Origin of the sequence: Pollutimonas bauzanensis, assembly GCF_900129885.1 — a bacterium.
Classification (GTDB): Bacteria; Pseudomonadota; Gammaproteobacteria; order Burkholderiales; family Burkholderiaceae_B; genus Pollutimonas; species Pollutimonas bauzanensis.
Genome location: NZ_FQXE01000002.1, coordinates 507,372 through 527,553, shown reverse-complemented (window position 1 = coordinate 527,553; position 20,182 = coordinate 507,372). Strand labels below are relative to the sequence as shown.

General features: G+C 63.1%; 19 protein-coding genes and 1 tRNA gene. 15 read left to right on the top strand and 5 right to left on the bottom strand.

Annotation, left to right across the window (positions count from 1 at the left end; genetic code table 11):
- Positions 1-12 precede the first annotated feature (12 nt).
- Genes BUB23_RS05575 through BUB23_RS05565 form a run of 3 tightly spaced genes read left to right on the top strand, consistent with a single transcriptional unit; the run spans position 13 to position 2,697 of the window.
- Positions 13-987: a Bug family tripartite tricarboxylate transporter substrate binding protein gene (locus BUB23_RS05575; protein ID WP_178372270.1), complete on the top strand. Its 975-nt coding sequence runs from the start codon at positions 13-15 to the stop codon at positions 985-987.
- Between the two features lie 15 nt (positions 988-1,002).
- Positions 1,003-2,247: a CaiB/BaiF CoA transferase family protein gene (locus BUB23_RS05570; protein ID WP_073102079.1), complete on the top strand. Its 1,245-nt coding sequence runs from the start codon at positions 1,003-1,005 to the stop codon at positions 2,245-2,247.
- Positions 2,248-2,268: 21 nt separating this feature from the next.
- Complete coding sequence (locus BUB23_RS05565) at positions 2,269-2,697, top strand: MaoC family dehydratase (protein ID WP_073102078.1); 429 nt, start codon at positions 2,269-2,271, stop codon at positions 2,695-2,697.
- Between the two features lie 41 nt (positions 2,698-2,738).
- Here BUB23_RS05565 and acuI read toward each other — a convergent pair whose 3' ends face one another.
- The 4 genes from acuI to BUB23_RS05545 form a co-directional block, all read right to left on the bottom strand.
- Entirely contained in the window at positions 2,739-3,725 is a 987-nt protein-coding gene (gene acuI, locus BUB23_RS05560) for an acrylyl-CoA reductase (NADPH) (RefSeq protein ID WP_073102077.1), read from the bottom strand.
- Positions 3,726-3,800: 75 nt separating this feature from the next.
- Positions 3,801-4,436 carry an acrylate utilization transcriptional regulator AcuR gene (gene acuR / locus BUB23_RS05555; RefSeq protein WP_073102076.1) on the bottom strand — a complete coding sequence of 212 codons (636 nt, stop codon included), beginning with the start codon at positions 4,434-4,436 and terminating at the stop codon, positions 3,801-3,803.
- Between the two features lie 54 nt (positions 4,437-4,490).
- Complete coding sequence (locus BUB23_RS05550) at positions 4,491-5,465, bottom strand: Nudix family hydrolase (RefSeq protein WP_073102205.1); 975 nt, start codon at positions 5,463-5,465, stop codon at positions 4,491-4,493.
- 59 nt (positions 5,466-5,524) lie between these two features.
- On the bottom strand, positions 5,525-6,391 hold the full coding sequence (locus BUB23_RS05545) for an ATP-binding protein (protein WP_073102075.1): 867 nt from the start codon (positions 6,389-6,391) through the stop codon (positions 5,525-5,527).
- A 158-nt stretch (positions 6,392-6,549) separates the two neighbouring features.
- Between BUB23_RS05545 and BUB23_RS05540 the strand changes: the two genes are divergently transcribed.
- The 7 genes from BUB23_RS05540 (at position 6,550) to BUB23_RS05510 (ending at position 14,339) form a co-directional block, all read left to right on the top strand.
- The gene (locus BUB23_RS05540; RefSeq protein ID WP_073102074.1) at positions 6,550-7,515 is read left to right on the top strand and encodes a polyprenyl synthetase family protein; all 966 of its coding nucleotides are present in this window, start codon (positions 6,550-6,552) and stop codon (positions 7,513-7,515) included.
- Between the two features lie 69 nt (positions 7,516-7,584).
- Positions 7,585-7,661: transfer RNA gene (locus BUB23_RS05535), tRNA-Pro, on the top strand.
- 352 nt (positions 7,662-8,013) lie between these two features.
- On the top strand, positions 8,014-9,063 hold the full coding sequence (locus BUB23_RS05530; RefSeq protein ID WP_084135781.1) for a FecCD family ABC transporter permease: 1,050 nt from the start codon (positions 8,014-8,016) through the stop codon (positions 9,061-9,063).
- Entirely contained in the window at positions 9,060-9,929 is an 870-nt protein-coding gene (locus BUB23_RS05525; RefSeq protein ID WP_084135812.1) for an ABC transporter ATP-binding protein, read from the top strand. Before BUB23_RS05530 ends, BUB23_RS05525 begins: the two co-directional genes overlap by 4 nt.
- Positions 9,929-12,085 carry a TonB-dependent receptor gene (locus BUB23_RS05520; protein ID WP_073102073.1) on the top strand — a complete coding sequence of 719 codons (2,157 nt, stop codon included), beginning with the start codon at positions 9,929-9,931 and terminating at the stop codon, positions 12,083-12,085. The genes BUB23_RS05525 and BUB23_RS05520 overlap by 1 nt, the downstream gene beginning before the upstream one ends.
- A 37-nt stretch (positions 12,086-12,122) precedes the next feature.
- Positions 12,123-13,178: an ABC transporter substrate-binding protein gene (locus BUB23_RS05515; protein WP_178372269.1), complete on the top strand. Its 1,056-nt coding sequence runs from the start codon at positions 12,123-12,125 to the stop codon at positions 13,176-13,178.
- 105 nt (positions 13,179-13,283) lie between these two features.
- Positions 13,284-14,339 carry a hypothetical protein gene (locus BUB23_RS05510; protein WP_073102072.1) on the top strand — a complete coding sequence of 352 codons (1,056 nt, stop codon included), beginning with the start codon at positions 13,284-13,286 and terminating at the stop codon, positions 14,337-14,339.
- 1 nt (position 14,340) lies between these two features.
- On the opposite strand, the gene BUB23_RS05505 is transcribed toward BUB23_RS05510, so the two are convergent.
- The gene (locus tag BUB23_RS05505) at positions 14,341-14,988 is read right to left on the bottom strand and encodes a flavin reductase family protein (protein WP_073102071.1); all 648 of its coding nucleotides are present in this window, start codon (positions 14,986-14,988) and stop codon (positions 14,341-14,343) included.
- Between the two features lie 358 nt (positions 14,989-15,346).
- Here BUB23_RS05505 and BUB23_RS05500 point away from each other — a divergent pair, with 358 nt between their 5' ends.
- The 5 genes from BUB23_RS05500 to BUB23_RS05480 all read left to right on the top strand — a co-directional run bounded on the left by BUB23_RS05500 (position 15,347) and on the right by BUB23_RS05480 (position 20,171).
- Positions 15,347-16,471, top strand: coding sequence for a CoA transferase (locus tag BUB23_RS05500; RefSeq protein ID WP_178372268.1), 1,125 nt, complete (start codon positions 15,347-15,349; stop codon positions 16,469-16,471).
- Between the two features lie 9 nt (positions 16,472-16,480).
- Entirely contained in the window at positions 16,481-17,698 is a 1,218-nt protein-coding gene (locus BUB23_RS05495; RefSeq protein WP_073102069.1) for a CaiB/BaiF CoA transferase family protein, read from the top strand.
- Positions 17,695-18,882: a thiolase family protein gene (locus BUB23_RS05490; protein WP_073102068.1), complete on the top strand. Its 1,188-nt coding sequence runs from the start codon at positions 17,695-17,697 to the stop codon at positions 18,880-18,882. The genes BUB23_RS05495 and BUB23_RS05490 overlap by 4 nt, the downstream gene beginning before the upstream one ends.
- A 13-nt stretch (positions 18,883-18,895) precedes the next feature.
- Positions 18,896-19,339, top strand: coding sequence for a Zn-ribbon domain-containing OB-fold protein (locus BUB23_RS05485; protein ID WP_245801172.1), 444 nt, complete (start codon positions 18,896-18,898; stop codon positions 19,337-19,339).
- Between the two features lie 211 nt (positions 19,340-19,550).
- Positions 19,551-20,171, top strand: coding sequence for a GntR family transcriptional regulator (locus BUB23_RS05480; protein WP_245801171.1), 621 nt, complete (start codon positions 19,551-19,553; stop codon positions 20,169-20,171).
- Positions 20,172-20,182 lie beyond the last annotated feature (11 nt).

Below are 20,182 nucleotides of genomic sequence, written 5' to 3'. Positions count from 1 at the left end.
GAGGAGATGAAGGTGAAAATATCCAGGATCTGCGGTGTGATGTTGCTGGCGGCGGCCTTGCCGCTGGCGGCCCAGGGGCAGGGCCAGCCATGGCCGAGCAAGCCGATTACCATCGTCGTGCCATTTCCGCCGGGGGGCGCGACCGATGTGATGGCCAGGCTGCTGGCGCCCAAGATCGAGCAGGCCGTCGGAAAGTCCGTCGTCGTCGAGAACAAGGTCGGGGCGGGAGGAACCATAGGCGCGCAATATGTGGCCCGGGCGAACAAGGACGGCTACACTTTTCTGTGGGGCACGGTGGCGACGCATGGGATAGGGCCGAATATTTACAAGAACCTGCCCTATGACGCCGCCAGGGATTTCATCCCCGTGGTGCATGTCGTCGATCAGCCATATGTATTGGTTGCGCATCCTTCGGCCGGGGTCTCGACGGTCGCCGAGCTGGTCGCCAAGGCGAAGTCGGACCCCGCCAGCGTTTCAGCGGCCTCCGCCGGCAAAGGCACCGGCGCTCATATGATTCTTGAAAAATTCCAGTCGGCGACGCACACGGAATTGCTGCATGTGCCATACAAGGGCGCCGGGCCCGCCATGACGGACCTGCTGGGCGGGCAGGTGCAGATAGCCTTCGACGTCATCCTTACCACGACGCCCTATATCGAGGCAAAGAAACTCGTTCCGCTGGCGGTGACGAGCGCGCAGCGCTCATTGGCGCTGCCCGAGGTGCCGACGCTGGACGAGGCCGGGATCAAAGGTTTCGACGCCGTCGGATGGAATGGCATTTTCGCGCCCGCCGGAACGCCCGCGGCCATCATTGCGAAAGTCAATGCGGCGGTGACGCAAGCGCTGCAGGCGCCGGAAATCCACGACCGTATCGTCAAGGAAGGCTCGATTCCCGTCGGCGGCTCGCCCGAGGAATTCGGCAAGTTCGTGCAGTCGGAATTGGCGAGCTGGGGCGAGGTGGCCAGGCAGTCGAATGTTGCTCTGGATTAATGGCGGTATCTATACATGAGAAGCAATGAATTGCCGGCGGCGCCGGATCCCGGCAAGAAGCCCAGGACATCGTCCGGCCCGCTGGCGGGCGTCAAGGTGCTCGATATTTCGACGGTGATAGCCGGACCCTTTTCATCCACGCTCCTGGCGGATTTCGGGGCGCAAGTGCTCAAGATCGAGATCCCCGGCGAGGGCGACCATATCCGGCAGCTTCCCCCCCATAAGGACGGCGAGTCCTTGTGGTCCAAGGTGGCCAACCGGAACAAGCGGGGCATCACGCTCGATTTGCGCCAGCCGGACGGGCTGCAACTGTTCGAACGGCTGCTGCCGCAATACGATGTGCTGGTGGAGAACTTCCGCCCCGGCACGCTGGACCGCTGGGGCCTGGGAATGGACAGGCTGACGGCATTGCGCCCCGACCTCATCGTCTTGCGCGTCACGGGTTTCGGGCAGACCGGGCCGTACCGGAACCGGCCTGGATTTGCCAGGATATTCGAAGCCATGTCGGGCTTTGTCAATCTGTGCGGCGAGAAAGACGGCCCTCCGGTATACCCCGGGTACCCGGTTTCGGACGCCTTGACCGGCGTCTTCGGGGCCTATTCGATCACCGCGGCATTGCTGCACAGGGAAAAGCACGGCGGCGGGCAGGAGATAGACCTGTCGGCGACCGAGGCCATGTTCCGGGTGCTGGATTTCCTGCCGGTCGAGTATGACCAGCTTGGGGTGGTGCGGGGCCGCCAGGGCAATCTCAACGCCTATTCCGCGCCCAGCGACGTCTACAAGACCAGGGACGGGAAATGGCTGGCGATGGCGGTAAGCGCCCCCACCGTGTTCAAGCGCCTGGCCATCGCCATAGGCCGCCCCGACCTTCTGGACAACGAGGCCTTCAGCACCAATGCCGCGCGCATCAAGAACCGGGACGGCATAGAGACCATCGTGAAGGACTGGTTCGCCGGCCGCGCCCAGGATGAGGCCGCCGCCATATTGCGGGCTCATGACGTCAGCTTCAGCCCGATCTACGACATCAGCGATGTCTTCGCCGATCCGCATTTCATAGAGCGCGAGATGATCATACCGGTCGAGGACGAGCATTTCGGCCAAATAAGAATGCAGAACATCGTGCCGCGGTTTTCCAGCACGCCTGGAAGCGTATGGCGCACCGGACCCGGAATAGGGCAGCACAACCAGGAAGTCTACGGCGGCGAGCTCGGGCTTTCCGAGGAACAGCAGGATGCTTTGCGCCGCCGGAATATTATCTGAAGCGGCCGGAAGGAGACAGGCATGGACGTCGTTTTGCCAGAGCGTTTCATCGCGAGCTTCAAGCTTGACGAGGCGCATTTGGGCCAGTACCTGGATGCCGTCGGCGGCGGGCACCCGGTGCATTCATCGGCCGCCGTTGCCCGCGCCGCGGGATTCAAGGGCGTGCCGCTGCCGGGCGTCCATGTTCTGGGAGCCGCCCTGGCCGAGTTCACCCGCCGTTGCGCCGGCATCCCCATACAGTTGCTCGATATCCAGTCGCGCTTCCTGCTTCCGGTGTATCCGGGCGATAGGCTGGGCGCAAATCTGGAGCTGGAACGCGGCTCGATACGAAGCACCGAGCGCTATCGGGCCGGACGGTATTCGGGCTTCTGCACTCTGGAGAATGGCCTGAAGGCGCTGGAAATCCATGTCGTCCTGCGCTTCATGGCAAAGAACCGGATGGATAAATAGCACAGGGGGGGCGGCGCCATCACGCCGCCGGACGCGCCGGTTTACCTGTTGACGTCGACGACGATGCGGCCCCGCACCTGCCCGGCCAGCAATTCGGCCGCTTTTTCCACGACCTGGTCCAGGCCTATGGTGGTGGCGTTGATCTGTGTCAGTTTGCCGATATCCAGGTCCTTGCCCAGCCGCCGCCAGGCTTCCTGCCGATCCGCAACGGGGCAATACACGCTGTCTATGCCTTGCAGTGTGATTCCGCGCAGGATAAAGGGCGCGACGCTCGCCGGGAAGTCCATGCCCTGGGCCAGGCCGCAGGCGGCGACCACGCCACGGTAGCGCATGCTGGCGCAGACATTGGCCAAGGTGTGGCTGCCTACGGAGTCCACCGCGGCGGCCCAGCGTTCTTTTGCCAGCGGCTTGCCCGGCTGGCTCAGCGTGCCGCGGTCGATGATCTCGGCGGCGCCCAGGTTTTTCAGGTAATCGGCTTCGTCCGGACGCCCGGTCGAGGCGACGACCCGGTAGCCCAGCTTGGCCAGTATGGAGATCGCCACGCTGCCGACGCCGCCCGCGGCCCCGGTGACCAGGATATCCCCTTTGTCGGGCGTTACGCCGTTGCGCTGCAAGGCCATGACGCACAGCATGGCGGTATAGCCCGCGGTGCCTATGGCCATTGCCTGGCTGGCGAGCATGCCCTCGGGCATGCGTATGAGCCATTCTCCATTGACCCTGGCCTTCTGGGCCAGCCCTCCCCAGTGCGCTTCGCCGACGCCCCAGCCATTCAATATGACCTGGTCTCCCGCCTTGAAATCCGCATGGGCGCTGTGCTCCACAGTGCCCGCCAGGTCTATCCCCGGCACCATGGGAAATTGGCGCACTACCGGGGCCTTGCCGGTAATGGCCAGGGCGTCTTTGTAGTTCAAGGTGGAGTAGGCCACCTTGATGGAGACATCGCCCTCGGGCAGAGCCGATTCTTCGACTTGCTTGAGCGAGGCGCGGTAAGCGGCGTCCTGTTTTTCTATCAGAATGGCATTGAACATCTGCTGCTCCTTTTCTTTATAGACCGATCGTCTATGAATGGCTGAAAAAAATCGACTCCTGGAAAATGGACCCTGCTATTCAGGCAGATTGTCCAGGAAAGTCCGCGAGAAAAGCACGAGCGCGGCGTCGCTGCGGGTCAGCCTGGCGCGCATGACGGCGCCTTCCCAGCCTATCCAGAAAAACGCGGCAAGCTGCGCGGTATCGGCCCGCGGCGCCAGCTGGCCGGCCTCTTTCGCTTCATCCAGGCAGCTGGCCAGGCGCCGCTGCCAATCCTGGAATGTCTTTTCGAGCTGGCCGGCGAAGGCCTCGTTCCCGGCGCCGAATTCCTGGCTCAAATTGCCGATCAGGCAGCCGCGGCGATAGCCGTGCCGGATCATGCCTTTGCGCGCGTCGTCGATAAACGCCGCGAGGCGCTCCAGCGGGGCGAGACTGGTGTCGGAGAACCAGCGGTCGAGCTTGCGCGCGAAGTAGGCGCCATAGGCGTCTATCACGGCCAGGCCGAATTCTTCCTTGCTGGCGAAATAGTGATAGAAAGACCCCTTGGGGATATCCAGGTGCTTGAGTATCTGGTCGATTCCGGTGCTGACGAAGCCCTGCTCCGTCAGCAGTTCGGTGCCATAGCGCACCAATGCCTGGCGGGTTTCCAGGCGGAATCGGGAAACCTTGGGAGGGCGGCCCCGGCGCGGGGCAACGGCGGTCGATATCGTCATGCCGCAATATTAGACCGACCGTCTAGAAAAATCAAAGCCTTTCCGCCGGCGGCTTCAATCCAGCAGGCGCCGTATGCCTGCGATGCCATGGGCGCCATGCCGCCGGGCCGTCTTGACGGTAGCGGCCGATTGGCCGCCGATGGCGAAGACGGGCAGGGAGGCCTGCCCGGCAAGCGCGGCGTAGCGTTCCCAGCCCATGCCGGGCCGGCCCGGGTGCGATGGCGTATCCAGCACATGGCCGAGCACGGCGAAATCGGCATTCAGGGCGCGGGCCGCAAGCAGGTCCTCGGCATCGTGGGCCGATACGCCGAGCAGGCCGGCGTGCGCGGGCGCGGGCGCGGGCAGGCCTGCCGCCCGCGCCCTGGCGTCGACGGCGCGCAGATGCACGCCGTCGGCCTGCGCCCACCAGCTTTGCGGGTGGCAACTGTTGACCAGGCAGCGCGCGCCGAATTCATGGCAGCGCCGCAGGACTTGTTGAAATGCCGCATGGAGGTCCGGGTCGGTCTGGCCGGCGGGCCAGTCGGGCTCGCGGAATTGCACCAGTCTTATGCCGCCTTCCAAAGCGCGCGTCAGTTTGTCCAGGAATACGGCAAGGCCGGCGGCGCCGCCGATGGAGGTCAGCAGATAGCGATCCGGCAGCCTCAGCCAGCGCAGCGGCGGCTCCGTGGCCGGCAGCAGCGGGCCGACCGCCAGCGTTTGCTGCGGGTCCACCCACTCCAGCCGCTGGCCCTCGATTCCTCTGGGCTCGCCCGTCCAGCCGGTGACGCGGCAAAATGCCAGGCGCACGATGTTCTTGGGATATTCGTGCGTATAGGTAACCCAGGGCGTCGCTTCCGTGACCTCGATGTCCAGCTCTTCTTTCAGTTCGCGCGCCAGCGCCTGCAGCACGCTTTCGCCCGCTTCTATCTTGCCGCCGGGCAATTCCCACCAGCCCGACCAGGGCTTGTCGGCCGGGCGCTCGGCCAGCAGCAGGGCGCCGTCGGCGCGCAGGATCAAGCCCGCGGCGACATCGATGAAAGGCTTAGACATGGGCGGCCGCCCGGCCGCCGCGGCCTGAACGATGGCGCCGGGTCGGGGCGGGCGCGCCGTCAAACATGGCGTGCCGCCCAGTCGCGCGCGAATTGCCTGGCCACGCGCCCCGAGCGCGAGCCGCGCTCCAGCGCCCATTGCAGCGCCTCGGTGCGCGAGCTTTCGATATCGGCGGGTTTGCAGCCGTGCTCCTTGAGCCAGTAGTAGACGATATCCAGGTAGTCATCCTGCTTGAACGGGTAGAACGACAGCCAAAGGCCGAAGCGTTCCGACAGCGATATCTTTTCCTCCACGGTTTCGCCGGGGTGGATTTCACCGTCGCTCTGGTGCCTGGCGCTCAGGTTCTCGCTCATGTATTCCGGCATCAGGTGCCGGCGGTTGGATGTCGCGTAGATCAGCACATTGTCGCCCGATGCGCTGACCGAGCCGTCCAGCACCGACTTCAGCGCCTTGTAGCCGGGTTCGCCTTCCTCGAAGGACAGGTCGTCGCAGAAAATGATGAAGCGTTCCCCGCGGCCGCTGACCAGGTCCACGATGTCGCCCAGGTCGCCCATATCCGCCTTGTCCACCTCGATCAGGCGCAAGCCCTGTCCGCCATAGGCGGCCAGCATGGCCTTGACCAGCGAGCTCTTGCCGGTGCCGCGGGCGCCCGTCATCAGCACATTGTTGGCCGGCTTGCTGTGCAGAAAGTGCTGGGTATTGCGGTCGATCACGGCCTTCTGGCGTTCAATATGCTGCAAGTCTTCCATGTTGATGGTCGATACATGGGCAACCGCGTCCAGCCAGCCGCGCGCGCCGCGCTTGCGCCACCGGAAGGCATGCGCCGACCAGTCGATTTCGGGCGGAGCCGGAGGAAGCCACGCTTCCAGTTGCGCCAGAACGCGTTCGGCGCGACCAATGAGCGTGCTCAGGTCTATGGCTGTCACAGATATCTCCTAGGACAAATCTCAAACAAAGCAGCATTATCGCCAATTTGGGAAGGCCTGTTGGCGTTTTCAGTTATTTTCCGTCACGTATAATCTTATCCTTGACTGGCCCGATCTTCCGATGCCATATCCATACCAACCTTAAGCCGGACCACGCCTTGAACCTTTCCGAGTTAACTGCCCCCATTGCGAACGACATGAAAGCGGTCGATGCGGTCATTCGCGCCCGCCTGGATTCCGACGTCGTCCTGATACGCACGATAGGCGACTATATCGTCGGCGCCGGAGGCAAGCGCATGCGCCCGGCCATGGTGCTCATGATGGCCAAGGCGCTGGGCTACGAAGGCGCCACCCATCACCTGCTGGCGGCGGTGGTCGAATTCATCCACACCGCCACCCTGCTGCACGATGACGTGGTCGACGAATCCGATATGCGGCGCGGGCGCAGCACCGCCAATGCGGTGTTCGGCAACGCCGCCAGCGTGCTGGTGGGCGACTACCTGTATTCGCGGTCCTTCGAAATGATGGTCGAATCGAATTCCATGCCGGCGATGTCGGTGCTGTCGGGGGCGACCACCGTCATCGCCGAGGGCGAGGTCCTGCAGCTCTTGAACGTGCACGACCCGGACGTGTCGCTCGAGCGCTACCTGCAAGTGGTGCGCTATAAAACCGCCAAGCTGTTCGAGGCCGCGGCGCAGGTGGGCGCCATTGTCGCCGGCGCCACGCCGCGGCAAGAGGCTGCGGCCGCGGCCTATGGCCGCCATATAGGCACCGCCTTCCAGCTGATCGACGATGTGCTGGATTACAACGGCGATGTCGACACCCTGGGCAAGAACGTGGGCGACGATTTGCGCGAAGGCAAGCCCACCATGCCGCTGATCCGCGTCATGGAAGTGGGCAGCAGCGCGCAGAAGCAACTGATACAGGACGCCATCCGCAGCGGCGTCGCGGATTTCTCTGCGGTAGCGCAAGCGATACACGATACCGAGGCGCTAAACTACACCCGCCAGGCAGCCGTCGCCGAAGCCGAACTCGCCCGGCAGGCCCTGGCCGAGTTTCCCATTTCCGTTCATCAGGAATCTTTGTTAGAATTTTGTTCTTTCGCGGTAGAACGCGATCACTGATAGAATCCCGTTGTTGCCTGGCAGCGATAGCTCGCTAAATCTGCCAGCCGGCAAGCTTCAAGTAAAAATCGGGGCGTAGCTCAGCCTGGTAGAGTACTGCGTTCGGGACGCAGGAGTCGCATGTTCGAATCATGTCGCCCCGACCATCACATTCAATAAAAAAGCCCTTGTTCATCAAGGGCTTTTTTATTTTGCGTCAATATTTGCCCAGTTCAGCGCAAGCATCGCGCATGATTCAAAAAACGGGCGCGGCCGCCACGGTCCCTTCATCTTCATATAAACGCATGGGCCGCCGCCTGCTTTGCCAGCCGGGGACACCGTCGGGTCAATGCAGAATGGCGAACCTCATATCACGCTGCGCCGTCCGGGAGGCGGCGGTTTTTTTTGGACTTTCGTTGTATTTAATCAAACATAACGAAATACATTTTTAGTTACCATGTGTTTATTTGTGTCGTAACACTTAACTAAAGCTGAATAAGCGGGCCGCAGCATCGATACATGGCTGAAATCGTTTCCTCCTCTTCTCCGTTAGCCGCGGCCGCGGCGCGCACGCTGCGGCTCGTCGCGCCGCTGCTGGCGCTGGCGGCGGCCCTGGCCGCGCTATCGCTTGGCGCCTATCCGGTGCCGGTGTGGGAGGTTGCAAAGTTCCTCCTCGCATGCGCGGGGCTCGCTACGATGGAGCCGGAGCGCTACGCCCTGCTGTACAACCTGATCATCGAAATCCGCCTGCCGCGTGTGCTGGCGGCGATCCTGGTCGGCGCCTCGCTGTCGGTTTCCGGAGCCGCCTACCAGGCGCTATTCCGCAACCCGCTGGTGTCGCCCGGGCTGCTGGGCGTATTGGCGGGGGCGTCCGCGGGCGCGGCAATCGGCATTCTGCTGAACGGCAACTGGCTGCTCGTGCAGGCCGGCGCTTTCATCATGGGGCTCGCGGCGGTCGGCATCGGGGTTGGCATCGGGCATCTATTTGGCGGCGGATCGATCATCATGCTGATCCTCGGGGGCATCCTCAGCGGCGCGCTGTTCACTTCGCTGCTGACGATAGTGAAGTACCTGGCCGACCCCTACAGTCAGTTGCCGGCGATCGTGTACTGGCTGATGGGCAGCCTGGGGCAGGCGAACGTCGACGACATGGCCTGGGCCGCGATTCCGATGCTGCTCGGCATCCTGTCGCTCTGTCTGATGGGGCGGGCATTGGACGCGCTGGCCATGGGGGACGACGAGGCGCGGGCGCTGGGCGTGCCGGTGACGGCGCTGCGGCTGGCGACGATCGTCACGGCCACGCTGATCTCGGCGCTGACGGTTTCGATTGCCGGCATGATAGGCTGGATCGGCCTGATCGTGCCGCATATCGCGCGCCTGCTGATGGGCCCGGGCAATGCCCGCCTGTTGCCGGCGGCGGCCTGCCTGGGGGCGGCTTTCCTGCTGTTCGCCGACGGTATTGCGCGCAATCTTTTCACGAGCGAATTGCCTATCGGCATTGTCACCGAATTGCTCGGCATTCCGGTCTTCCTGTTCGTGCTCCACCGTGTGCGGCAAGGATGGACATGATGCTCGCCGCGCGGGACATCCGTTACGCTTATCGCGGCCGCCCAGTGCTTTCCCGCGCCAGCCTGGCATTGCGGACCGGCGAGCTGGTCTGCCTGCTGGGCGTCAACGGCGCCGGCAAGAGCACGCTGCTCAGGATACTGCTGGGGCTGCAGCGGCCGGATCACGGCGCGGTGACGCTCGATGGCGCCCCGCTGGCGCAATGGGGCCGCCGGCAACTGGCGCGGCGCGTCGCCTACGTTCCGCAGATGCATATCGCGCCATTTCCCTACACGGTTCTACAGGTGGCATTGTTGGGACGCTTGCCCGCCAACGGCATGTTCAAGGCGCCCGGCGCCGCCGATCTCGACTGCGTGCGCGGCGTGCTCGAACAACTCGGTATTTCCCATTTGGCCGACCGCGTGTACACCCGGATTTCCGGCGGCGAACGGCAACTGACCCTGATTGCGCGCGCCCTTGCGCAGGAGGCGCGCCTCCTGGTGATGGACGAGCCGCTGGCCGGTCTCGATTATGGCAACCAGCTGCGCCTGCGGGACCGTCTGGAGCGGCTTGCGGCAGACGGCTACGGCGTACTGATGACCACCCATGATCCCGACCAGCCGCTGTCCGGATGCCAGCGAGTGGTGTTGCTGATCGATGGCGGCATTGCCGCGGAGGGCCCGCCCGCCGAGGTGCTGACGCCGGAGGCGATTTACCGCCTGTATGGCGTGCGCGTGGATCTGCTGCGCACATCCGACGGCCGCGGCATCGCCTTCCGGCCCAGCGAGTCCCAACAATCTTTGCTGTTTTCCGGGCTGCGGCGTCCAGTGATTGCCGCGGCGCAGGAACGGAAAACGGGTTTTTGTGTAGAGGAAAGGAGAATGAAATAATGCAACCCTGTTTGAAGCTGATCACGGTTTCGCTGCTTGTGCTGCCCGCGGTCTCGATGGCCAGGACCGACGGCGTGCAGACCTTGCCCCGGATAGAAGTCTCGCCGGGCACTTTCACCGAGAAGGAGCGTGAGACCGCCACCAGCAACTTCGTCATCGACAAAGAGGAAATCCAGAACTCTTCGGCGCAGAACCTCAGCGAACTGCTCATAGAGCAAGGCTTCGCGGTGGAGGCCACGCCGACAGACCACGGCGAGAACACGCTGCTGATCCGCGGTTTCCATACCGAACATTTGATGACGGAAGCCAACGGCAAGTTGCTGATCCTCATCGACGGCCGCCGCTCCGGCGTGGCCAACATCCGCCAGATCATGCTCGAGAATGTCGAACGGATCGAGGTCCTGCGCGGGCCGGAGATGTTCAAGTATTCGATGGGTTCTCCGGGGGGCGTCATCAACGTCATCACCCGGCGCGGCGGCCCGGAGCAGTTCGGCGGGTCGGTGCGTATGGGCTACGGCAGCTACAACGCCTCGCGGGTCGGCGTGGACCTCCATGGCCTGTCGAACAATTTCGATTACCTGCTGGGCTATGAGCACAGCGCAGCGCGCAGCGACTACAAGGATGGAAACGGCAATAAGGTGCACAACACGAAGACGGACGGGACCGAACGCTTCAACTTCAATCTTGGCTACACCTTCGACAATGGGCACCGGATCGGCGTTGACGGCTACCAGTACACCGTGGACAAGGCGCACATCCCATCCTACGTCGATGAAGAGGGCGATATCCGCGACAACAGCTACACCGACCGCGAAACCCAACTGCTGCACCTCAACTACGCGGGCGCCACCGCGGACGGGCGCTTTTCGTGGCTGGCGAGCGCCGGACAGGGCAAGGATACTTATGAAACCTACTCCGCCGAATCGAAGTATCCAAAAGGGCAGGAGGTCAAGACCGACCGGGCACAGGGCAGCCTGACCTACACTTCCAGCCACTTCGACCTCACCGGCGGCGTCGACTACATCAAGTACGATGTCAAGAATTCATCCTCGGCGCGAGGCACATTCCTGAGCGCAGGCGGGCGCGATCCGGTATGGGCGGGGCTCGGCTATCCCATGCACTCGACCAGCGATACCGCCCTATGGGGCGCGTACATGGTTGGCACGCTCAAACTCATGGAAGGCGCGCTGAACCTGTCCGGCGGCCTGCGCTACGAGCGCGCGAAGGCCAAAGACCTGGCGGTCGGGGATGAGTATTACGACCGGGTGCCGTATTTCACCAGCCGCGGCATCACGTCCCGTGACCAGCTGCCCACCCGGCGCACTTTCCACCACGTCTCGCCGACCTTGGGCGCAAGCTGGCTGCCGGCCGACTGGGTCAAGCTGCGGGCCAACTATACACAGGGCTGGCGCGCGCCATCCGGACGCCAGCTCTTCGCCAGCAGCTTCTATGAGGACTACGGCGCGCCGGGCGATCCGCGGCTCAAGCCCGAGCTCACCGATGCCTACGAGGCCGGCTTCGACATGGTGCGCCAGGACTGGAAGCTGTCGGCCACGTACTTCTACTATAAGGTCAAGGACAACGTCTACATCTACCCGGGTGTCCGCCCCGATGGAGCGGGCGTGCAAGGCCGCGTGGTGATGAACATCGACAAGCGCATCCAGGAAGGCATAGAGCTGCAGACCAGCGCGAATGTGGCGCCCATGCTTGGCTATAACAATTTCGAGCTGCGCCCGTACGTCAACATTACGCACATGATCCGCAAGAAAGAAGTGGTGGCCGAGGGGGGGCCCGGATTGCTGGGCACATGGTGGCCGATTGCCCGCATGCCGGACTCGACCGCGAGCTTCGGCATCCGTTTCCATCACCCGGCCTGGAAATTCTCCAGCAACCTGAACTTCAACTACTACGGCAAGCAATACGGCGGTCGCTCCAATGTGGGGGATGGTCCGCTGATCGGATTCGGAAAGTTCACCGTGACCAATCTCAGCATGAAGAAGCGGCTGTGGGAAGCCGGAAATGCCGGCAGTGTGGACCTGAAGCTGGACGTCAACAACCTGTTCAACAAGAACTATTCCTACCTCGGACGGATCCCGGAGGACGCGTATGCGTACCCAGGCCGGAATGTCTTCGCGACGCTGATCTACCAGTTCTAGCGCAACTGCGGGAAATCGCATGAAGGGAAACAGGAAAATGGATTTCCGGAAGCTGGCAATGGCGGCGTGCCTGTGGTGCGCATGCCTGGGAAGCGTGTTGGCGGGCGAGTCCGCGGAATGCGCGGCGGGCGATGCGCGGACGCGCAGCATTGTCGACATGGCCGGCCGCCGCGTCGTCTTGCCGAAGGATGTCCGCCGCATCGCAACCGTTGGCTCGGTGCCCGTGCTCAACGGCTATCTCTTCGCCCTGGGAGCCGGAGCGCGGATCGTGAACGGCTTGCCCTCGCGGTTCACCGCCACTGGCCGGTGGCGGCTGCACAACGCCATCGCGCCCCATCTGGCCGACCGGCCGGTGCTGCAGGGGCAGGCCACCAGCGAAGTGAGCATCGAGAAACTTATCCTGCTGGCTCCGGACGTCGTCCTCACGATGGATCCGCTGCGGGTGCGTATGCTGGAGGCGGCCAAGGCGCCCGTGGTGTATCTCGAATGGGGAAGCATGTCCGATATCCGCGCGAACATGCGGATCCTGGGCTGCATGCTGGGCTGCACACAGCAAAGCGAGGCATACCTGCGCTACTTCGAAGACACCATGGAGCGCGTGCGCCGTACGCTGGACACCGTGCCGCAGCAAGCGCGGCCGAAGGTCCTGTATTTCAATCCGCAAACGATGAGCACGCCGCTGCTGATCGCCAACTGGTGGATCGCCGCGGCGGGCGGATACAGCGTTACCGCCGGCATGGAGCCCGCAGGCAGCGCCCGCTACTCCCATGAGCGCGTGCTGGTGTGGAACCCCGACATCTTCATCGTCAACTCTCCCGAGCAGGCGGAGGCGGTGTACCGGGACGAACGCTTCTCGAGGATCAACGCGGTCCAGAACAGGCGAGTGTATGTAACGCCGATGGGCGCGCATTCGTGGGGCCAGCGCACGGTCGAGCAGCCGCTGACGGTGCTGTGGGCCGCCAAAGTCTTCCACCCGCAGCCCTTTGCGCAAATAGACATGGAGGACGAAATCCGCGATTTCTATCTCCGTTTCTTCAACTACGAACTGTCCGATGACGAAATCCGGGCAGTGCTGGAGGGCCGTTCCGGATAATGCGCGCCGCCGCGCCCGGCGGCCCCTCGAGCACGCCCGCCCCTGGAAGGCGAATCCCGCAGGGCGCCTTCCCTCGCATGGATTCATCCACCAAGGAGAACAAAGATGAATATGGAGCTACACCGAATCGATCCCGCCACCCTCGAAATACCAGCGGCCCTCGCCACAGTGCGCCGGCTGAACGACGGTTTCAAGAACTTCCAGGTTCTGCGCGCGGGATTCCGCAGCGGCCTGTTCGACTGGCTGGAACACAATGCTCCGGCCGAAAGGCCGGCGATCTCCGCCGCATTGAACCTGCGCGGCGCCCACCTAGCCGGCTTCCTGCAGGCGCTGGAGGATCTCGGCCTGCTGACGCGGCAAGGCGCCGCGTACAGCCTGGCGCCCGGCATGGACGCGGTGCTGCTTGCATCCAGTCCGTGGTGCCAGGCGGAGGTGGTCGACGATCTGTCGGCGCCGTCCAGCCGATGGTCGACTCTGGATCGCTTCCTATCCACCGAATGGACAGCCACGCCGCCGCCGATGCTGTCGCCGATGCGGCACCCCTACGCCGAAGAGGCCGAGCGGCTGGCCGAGTACCTCGATGCCCGGCTCAAGGGCAATCCGGTGCGCAGCATACTGTGCTTGGACGGCGGCGACGGCCTGTTCGCGGCGGCCGCATGCCGGCGTTTTCCTGAAGCGCGAATCAGCGTTATTGCGCCGGCCGAGGCGCAGCAGCGCTTACGGCAAACCCTTGCCGAGTGCGGGCTCGAAGATCGCTGCAGCATATTGCCGGGTACGCCGCTGGATACGCCGCCGGGAGAGCCTGTCGACCTCGCCGTGCTGTTCCATGCGCTCTATCCGGTGCGCCGGACAACCAATGACGCGCTGGCCGCCGTTGCTGCCCGCCTCGCGCCGGGCGGCGAACTGTACTGCGCGCACTGGTTCTGCCTGGAAGCATGCGAGACCGCCCCGGGCGGCCTGCGCGACCTCGACAAGGCAGTGCTGACCGACAGCCATCCGATGTGCCATGTCGAGACCTTCTGCCAGCGCTTCGGGAAAATCGGCCTGGTCGACGCCGGCCGCGATGACCTGATAGGCGAATACGGCGCCACCAAACTGCATTTCGCCCGCCGTCCGATCGGCCCATGCGATGCCGGCACCAGGCAGGACCACCGGCCGTAACTCAGCCGTCCTGGCTGGTTTTGCGCCTGGCTTCCCATTCTTCGAGCGGAATGGTCGGCATGCGCAAGGTGTCGGCCGTCCGGATATAGGTGTGGGCCTGCATCCGGCCGATGATCTCCAGGCGCGGCGTGTCGATCAGGCAATTCTCGCGGTCTAGCACTGCATTGTCGCGGATATGCATTGCCAGCACTTCGCCGAGGATCAGCGAACGCATGGGCCCAAGCTTGACGATTTGCATCAGCCGGCATTCGAGCGCCACGCGGCTCTCGGCGATGCTCGGTGTGCGGATGGCCGTCGACGGCGCGGGAGTCAGCCCGGCCTCGGCCAGCTCGTTGGTCTCCGGACCGAACTCAATCGCCGAGATATTCATCTGCCGCAGCGTGTCTTCGCTGACGAGATTGACGACGAACTCTTGCTGGTGCCGGATGTTTTCGCCGGTGTCTTTGCGATCGACGCTCGATCTGTGATTGATCGCAAAGCCGACCGTGGCGGGATCCTCGCCGAAAACATTGAAGAAAGAGAAGGGCGCGGCATTGGGCTGCCCGTCAGCCCCTATCGATGAAACCCAGGCTATAGGCCGCGGAGTGACAGTCGCCGACAACAGTTTGTAGCGCCGCTGCGGATCGAGTGAGGAGAAGTCAAAGTACACGGTTGTTTCCAGGAAGAGATGAGCGAGCGACGGGCGTCTGGCGCTTGCCGGCCCGTTTAAGGCCGCTATGCCATGATAATATATAATGCATTATAAAAGCCATTCCAACTTGGCATGAGCTTATGGAAAGTTCGCCCGATGGCAGGCGTCCGCGCTTTCATATGCTCTTCATCCGTCCAGCGCCCCGCGGCCAGGAACCTCTCATACGACCCCAAACGAAACAATGTTTAAACAGACCAGGCACGCCAATTATTGTATTAAAATAAAATATAAATTATATTATAGTGAAGCTCCGGTTCTTGGCTAAGCAAGAAGAACAGAGAAACTAGAGGACAAAATGGAAAGGCCGTTTGATGATGTGAATATCCTCGATATGACATATGGCATGGGCCGGTATGTCGGGCGCTTGTTCGCCGATCTGGGCGCTGTGGTGACGAGAATCGAACCTCCCGGCGGATTGCCTGACCGCGGGTCGCCGAGCTGTGACGGCGAGGCCATGCACGGGCCGGCGGTCTACGAATTCGAATTCCTGAACGCAAGCAAGGACAGCCGGGTCATCGATCTGCAGTCCGGCGAGGGGCGGTCTTTGTTTGCCGGGCTGGCGGAATCCGCGCAGGTGGTGCTGCTCGAGCGCGGCGGCCCTCTGTACGACGAGCTGGCATGGTTGTCATCGATCGCGCCATCGGCGGTGATCACCTCGATTTCGCCATTTGGGCGCACGGGACCCTGGGCGGATGCTCCGGCGACCGACCTTACATTGCAGGCAGCGGGCGGCATCGCATGGCTGTCCGGCAGGCTAGATAATGCGCCGCTGCGCCTGCCGGGTTCGCAGACCGCGATGATTACCGGCGTGTACGCGGGTGTGGCGACGTCTATCGCGCTATATGACTCGCTTGCCGCAGGCCGCGGCCACGTGGTCGATGTCTCGGCGCAGGAATGTATTGCGCATTCTTTACAGAACTCAATACAGATGTGGGATTTCGAAAAGAAAATCTCGATGCGCGGCGGCGAAGGAACGCGGGACGCGAGCGAGGACATGTTCGCCTGCAAGGACGGCCTGATTTTCCTCGCGGCGCCGCGCACCTTGGGCGTGTCATGGAATTCATTGGTCGCGTGGATATGTGAAACCGGACACCCGGCGGGAGCGGAGCTATCCACCGAGCGCTGGGCCGACCGTGTCTGGCGCCTGGGCGGCGAGGCGAAACGTATTCTGCGCGAAACGATCGAATCGTTCACTTGCCAGTACACGAAGCAAGAGCTGACTCAGGAAGCGATCAAACGCAAGGTCGTCATGGCGCCCGTCAATACCGTGCGCGACGTGCTCGACGATCCACAGCTTCAATATCGGAATTATTTCGAGCAGATGTCGCTTGCGCACTGCGGCGCCAGCGTCCAGTTCCCGGGCGCGCCCTATCGTTTATCCGAACCAGTGTGGTCGGTCTCTCCAAGTTCACCGCTAGGCGCGGCAACAGTTCCACGCTAGGAGCGTTTCATGCAGGCAGATTTTCTCAAAGGCATACGTTTTACCGACTTGACCTGGGCGGGCGCCGGCCCGTTCGGCACGAAGGTGTTCTCCGACTTCGGCGCGGAGGTGCTCAAGGTCGAAAGCATGACACGCCCCGATTCCGTGCGCACGGCCGGGCCTTTCAAGGACGGTGTGTCCGGCATCAACCGCAGCGGCTACTTCGCATCGCGCAACACCGGAAAAAAAAGCGTGGCGCTGAACCTGAAGACCGAGGAAGCGCGGCGCATCGTGCTGGACCTGGTAGCCGGATCGGACGTCGTCTCGAATAACTTCGGCCCCGGCGCCATGGACAGGCTGGGCTTCAGCTACGAAGCGCTGCGCGAGATCAAGCCCGATATCATTTACCTGTCGATGCCCATGTATGGCCAGGACGGGCCGCGCGCGGCATTGCTGGGTGTCGGCATGACGATCAGCGCGGTAACCAGCCTTATGTGGCAGACGGCATATGGCCCTGGCGACCTGGTGGGCCCCGGCACGCATTACCCCGATCATGCGGCCAACCCCTATCATGCGGCATTTGCCGTATTGGCGGCGCTTGCGCATCGGCGCAAGACCGGCCGCGGGATGAAGATCGACCTGTCTCAGGTTGAGTCCACCGCGAACTTCGTCGGCCCGGCGCTTGTCGAGGCGAGCGCCACTGGAGAGAATCCGCCGCAGACCGGCAATCGCAGCCGCCGCCATGCGCCCCATGGCATATTCCGCGCCCGCGGCGGCGATACATGGGTCGCGCTGGCTGTGACCAGCGACACACAGTGGCTCGCACTCGCCCAAGCCATGGGGCGCGCCGACCTGGCCGCCGACGCGAGCCTTGCGGATGCGGCCGGTCGGCTTGCGGCGCTCCAGCGCGTCGAGCAGGCCGTCGAGGCATGGACGCGAACACAGGACGCGCAGGACATCGTCGCGCTGTTGCGCCCGCAAGGCATACCGGTGGCCTCTGTCGCGAACTCGCGCGAACTCATCGAGACCGATCCGCAACTGGCGCATCGACGCTATTGGCAGCACATCGAGCATCCGGAAGTCGGGCCGGTGCTGCTCGGCTCGCTGCCGTTCACGGTGGACGGCGAACGGATCGATCTGCGGCGCCCGCCGCTGTTCGGCGAGCATACACGGCAGGTGCTGGGTGGCCTGCTCGGGCTGTCATCCGAGCGCATCGAGGCATTAAACGAACGAGGAATACTGTCATGAGCGGTACGGGAGCAACAACAAAATCGGCTTCGCCTCTGCGGCGGGCCGCGGCTGTGGTCGGCGTGGGCCATACAGACTGGACCGCGGATTGGCGGCGCGTGCGCGCGGGCGAAAGGCCCGCCGATAGCTATGGGTATGGCGCGATCGCATTCCGCGAGGCACTGGCCGATGCCGGCCTGGCCCGCGACGACATCGATGGCCTGATCGTCGGGCCGACCACCGCCTACGAACGCATGTCGGAAGTGCTCGGGATCGAACCGCGCTGGGGCGACCAGGCCGACGCTGTGCTGTCGGTCGTGCAGGCAGTCGCGGCGGTCGAAGCGGGGCTGGCCGAGACCATCGCGCTCGTCTATGGCAACGACCAGCGTTCGGCCAAGATCCAATATGGCGGCCCGCAAGCGATGGGCGGCGATGCCTTCCTGTCATATGTCTATCACGCGCCCTGGGGCCTGACGTCCCAGGGCGCGCTTTACGCCTTGACATTCCGCGCATACTGCGAAGAGCGCGGCTTCGATCCCCTGGACCTCGGGCAGGTCGCCGTCGCTCAGAGGGCGTGGTCGTCGATGAATCCGAATGCCGTGATGCGCAAGCGCATTACGCTCGACGACTATCGCCAGGCCCAGTATATCTGCGAACCTCTGCGCCTTTACGACTACTGCATGATCAATGACGGCGGCGTCGCGTTGATCATCACGACGGCCGAGCGCGCCGCGCGCCTCGCCAAGCCGGCGATCTATATCGAGGCCGTGGGCCGGCGCGACTTGAATCGCGGCGCAACCAGCCTCGAGCCGCGGCTTACCGACTTCTATCTGCCGGCGCAGCAGGACTGCGCGCGGCAGGTATACGATATGGCGGGATTCGGCCCCGAGGACATGGACTTGTTCCAGGTCTATGACAGCTTTTCGGTTCACGTGCCGCTCGCGCTCGAAGGATACGGCTATTGCCAGGTCGGGGACGCGGGGCGTTTTCTCAGGGAAGACGGCATCGGCCCGGGCGGAAAGCTGCCGACCAATACGAGCGGCGGCCACTTGTCGGAAACGTATATGCAGGGCTGGGCGCATCAGATCGAATGCGTGCGCCAGCTGCGCGGCGACTGCGGCGAGCGCCAGGTCGCCGATTGCCGCCACGCCCATTACACGTCGGATGTCGCCGGGAAGGCCGTCTCGATCATCTATAGCCGATAGGAAGGGACGCACCATGAGCCAAGAAACAGCATTATCCGCCATTCCCCCCACGCCTCAGCCTGTGATGGGCCTTTACGATGAGCCCATGTGGCAGAGCATAAGGGAAGGCGCGATGCGTTTGCAGTGCTGCAAGGGCTGCGGCCAATTCCAGTACCCGCCTGCCCCGGTCTGCGGGCATTGCCTGTCGTCGGAACTCGAATGGCAAGCGCTGTCGGGGCGCGGACGCGTGATCTCCTGGGTGATTTTCCACAAGAGCTATCTCGGCGCCTATCCGGCGCCCTACAATGTGGCGGCCGTGCGCCTCGAAGAGGGGCCTGTGCTGATTTCCAACCTGGAGCCGCCGGTTCCGGAAGGCAGCTGGATAGGCACGCTGGTAAAAATGACGTATATCACGATGGCGGATGGTTTCAGACTGCCGCGGTTCATCATGGATGGGGAAAGCCGAAAGCAGGCATGAAGGGCCGGCGGGGAAACCGTGCCGATGACTCCTGACGAGAATATTCTGCGGGCTGAGCGTATCCCGGCTCGGTCCCCTACAATATCGGGGCAATGCGCAGCCGAGGCGATGGCCGTACCATACAAGGATGCGGACAGCGGCGGGCGCGAACGGAGCGGCATGGATTATAACTACTGGGATACATATGATTTTTCTAACGAAGCTGGATCAGGTGGCGGAGCGGCTGCGCGAACGGATCATCTCGGGCGAATATGGGCGAGGCGACAAGTTGAAGCAGGCCGATATTGCGGCTGAACTGGGGGTATCGATCACGCCGGTGCGCGAAGCCCTGAAAGTGCTTGAAATGGAGGGTTTCGTTGCCAGCGTGCCGCACAAGGGCCTGTCGGTGCCCGATATCGATCCCGAGAATGCCCGGGAGATCTTCGAGTTGCGTGTTCTGCTGGAACGGGACCTGGTAGAGAGGGCCGTGGCGCGGATCACGAAGGCTCAGATCGAGGAATTGCGCGAGATGCATCGCCAACTGAGCAAGCTGGTCAAAGAGCGCGAAGTCTATCCCGTGCGGGTGGCCAATGTCCGGTTCCATTTTTACCTCTATGAAATCGCCGATCGCCCGCAGACGCTGCAGTTCGTGCGCGTATTGTGGGCCAAATACCCGTTCAATTTCCACGATGATCAAGCTGTCCGTTTCAAGCACCTTCAGCAGGAGCACGGCGAGATCATCCGCAAGCTCGAGGCCGGCGACAAGAAAGCGGCGGTCGCGGCAATGATCGATCATATTGAAACGGGCTGGGTCCGTGTTTCGAAAAATGTTCTGCCAGTTGCGCGGAAGTAGCGCCGGTTTTC

Coding starts and splice junctions, on each gene's coding strand:
- BUB23_RS05570 (WP_073102079.1), top strand. CDS start 1,003: ATGAGAAGCAATGAATTGCCGGCGGCGCCGGATCCCGGCAAGAAGCCC.
- BUB23_RS05565 (WP_073102078.1), top strand. CDS start 2,269: ATGGACGTCGTTTTGCCAGAGCGTTTCATCGCGAGCTTCAAGCTTGAC.
- acuI (WP_073102077.1), bottom strand. CDS start 3,725: ATGTTCAATGCCATTCTGATAGAAAAACAGGACGCCGCTTACCGCGCC.
- acuR (WP_073102076.1), bottom strand. CDS start 4,436: ATGACGATATCGACCGCCGTTGCCCCGCGCCGGGGCCGCCCTCCCAAG.
- BUB23_RS05550 (WP_073102205.1), bottom strand. CDS start 5,465: ATGTCTAAGCCTTTCATCGATGTCGCCGCGGGCTTGATCCTGCGCGCC.
- BUB23_RS05530 (WP_084135781.1), top strand. CDS start 8,014: ATGGCTGAAATCGTTTCCTCCTCTTCTCCGTTAGCCGCGGCCGCGGCG.
- BUB23_RS05525 (WP_084135812.1), top strand. CDS start 9,060: ATGATGCTCGCCGCGCGGGACATCCGTTACGCTTATCGCGGCCGCCCA.
- BUB23_RS05520 (WP_073102073.1), top strand. CDS start 9,929: ATGCAACCCTGTTTGAAGCTGATCACGGTTTCGCTGCTTGTGCTGCCC.
- BUB23_RS05515 (WP_178372269.1), top strand. CDS start 12,123: ATGGATTTCCGGAAGCTGGCAATGGCGGCGTGCCTGTGGTGCGCATGC.
- BUB23_RS05510 (WP_073102072.1), top strand. CDS start 13,284: ATGAATATGGAGCTACACCGAATCGATCCCGCCACCCTCGAAATACCA.
- BUB23_RS05495 (WP_073102069.1), top strand. CDS start 16,481: ATGCAGGCAGATTTTCTCAAAGGCATACGTTTTACCGACTTGACCTGG.
- BUB23_RS05490 (WP_073102068.1), top strand. CDS start 17,695: ATGAGCGGTACGGGAGCAACAACAAAATCGGCTTCGCCTCTGCGGCGG.
- BUB23_RS05485 (WP_245801172.1), top strand. CDS start 18,896: ATGAGCCAAGAAACAGCATTATCCGCCATTCCCCCCACGCCTCAGCCT.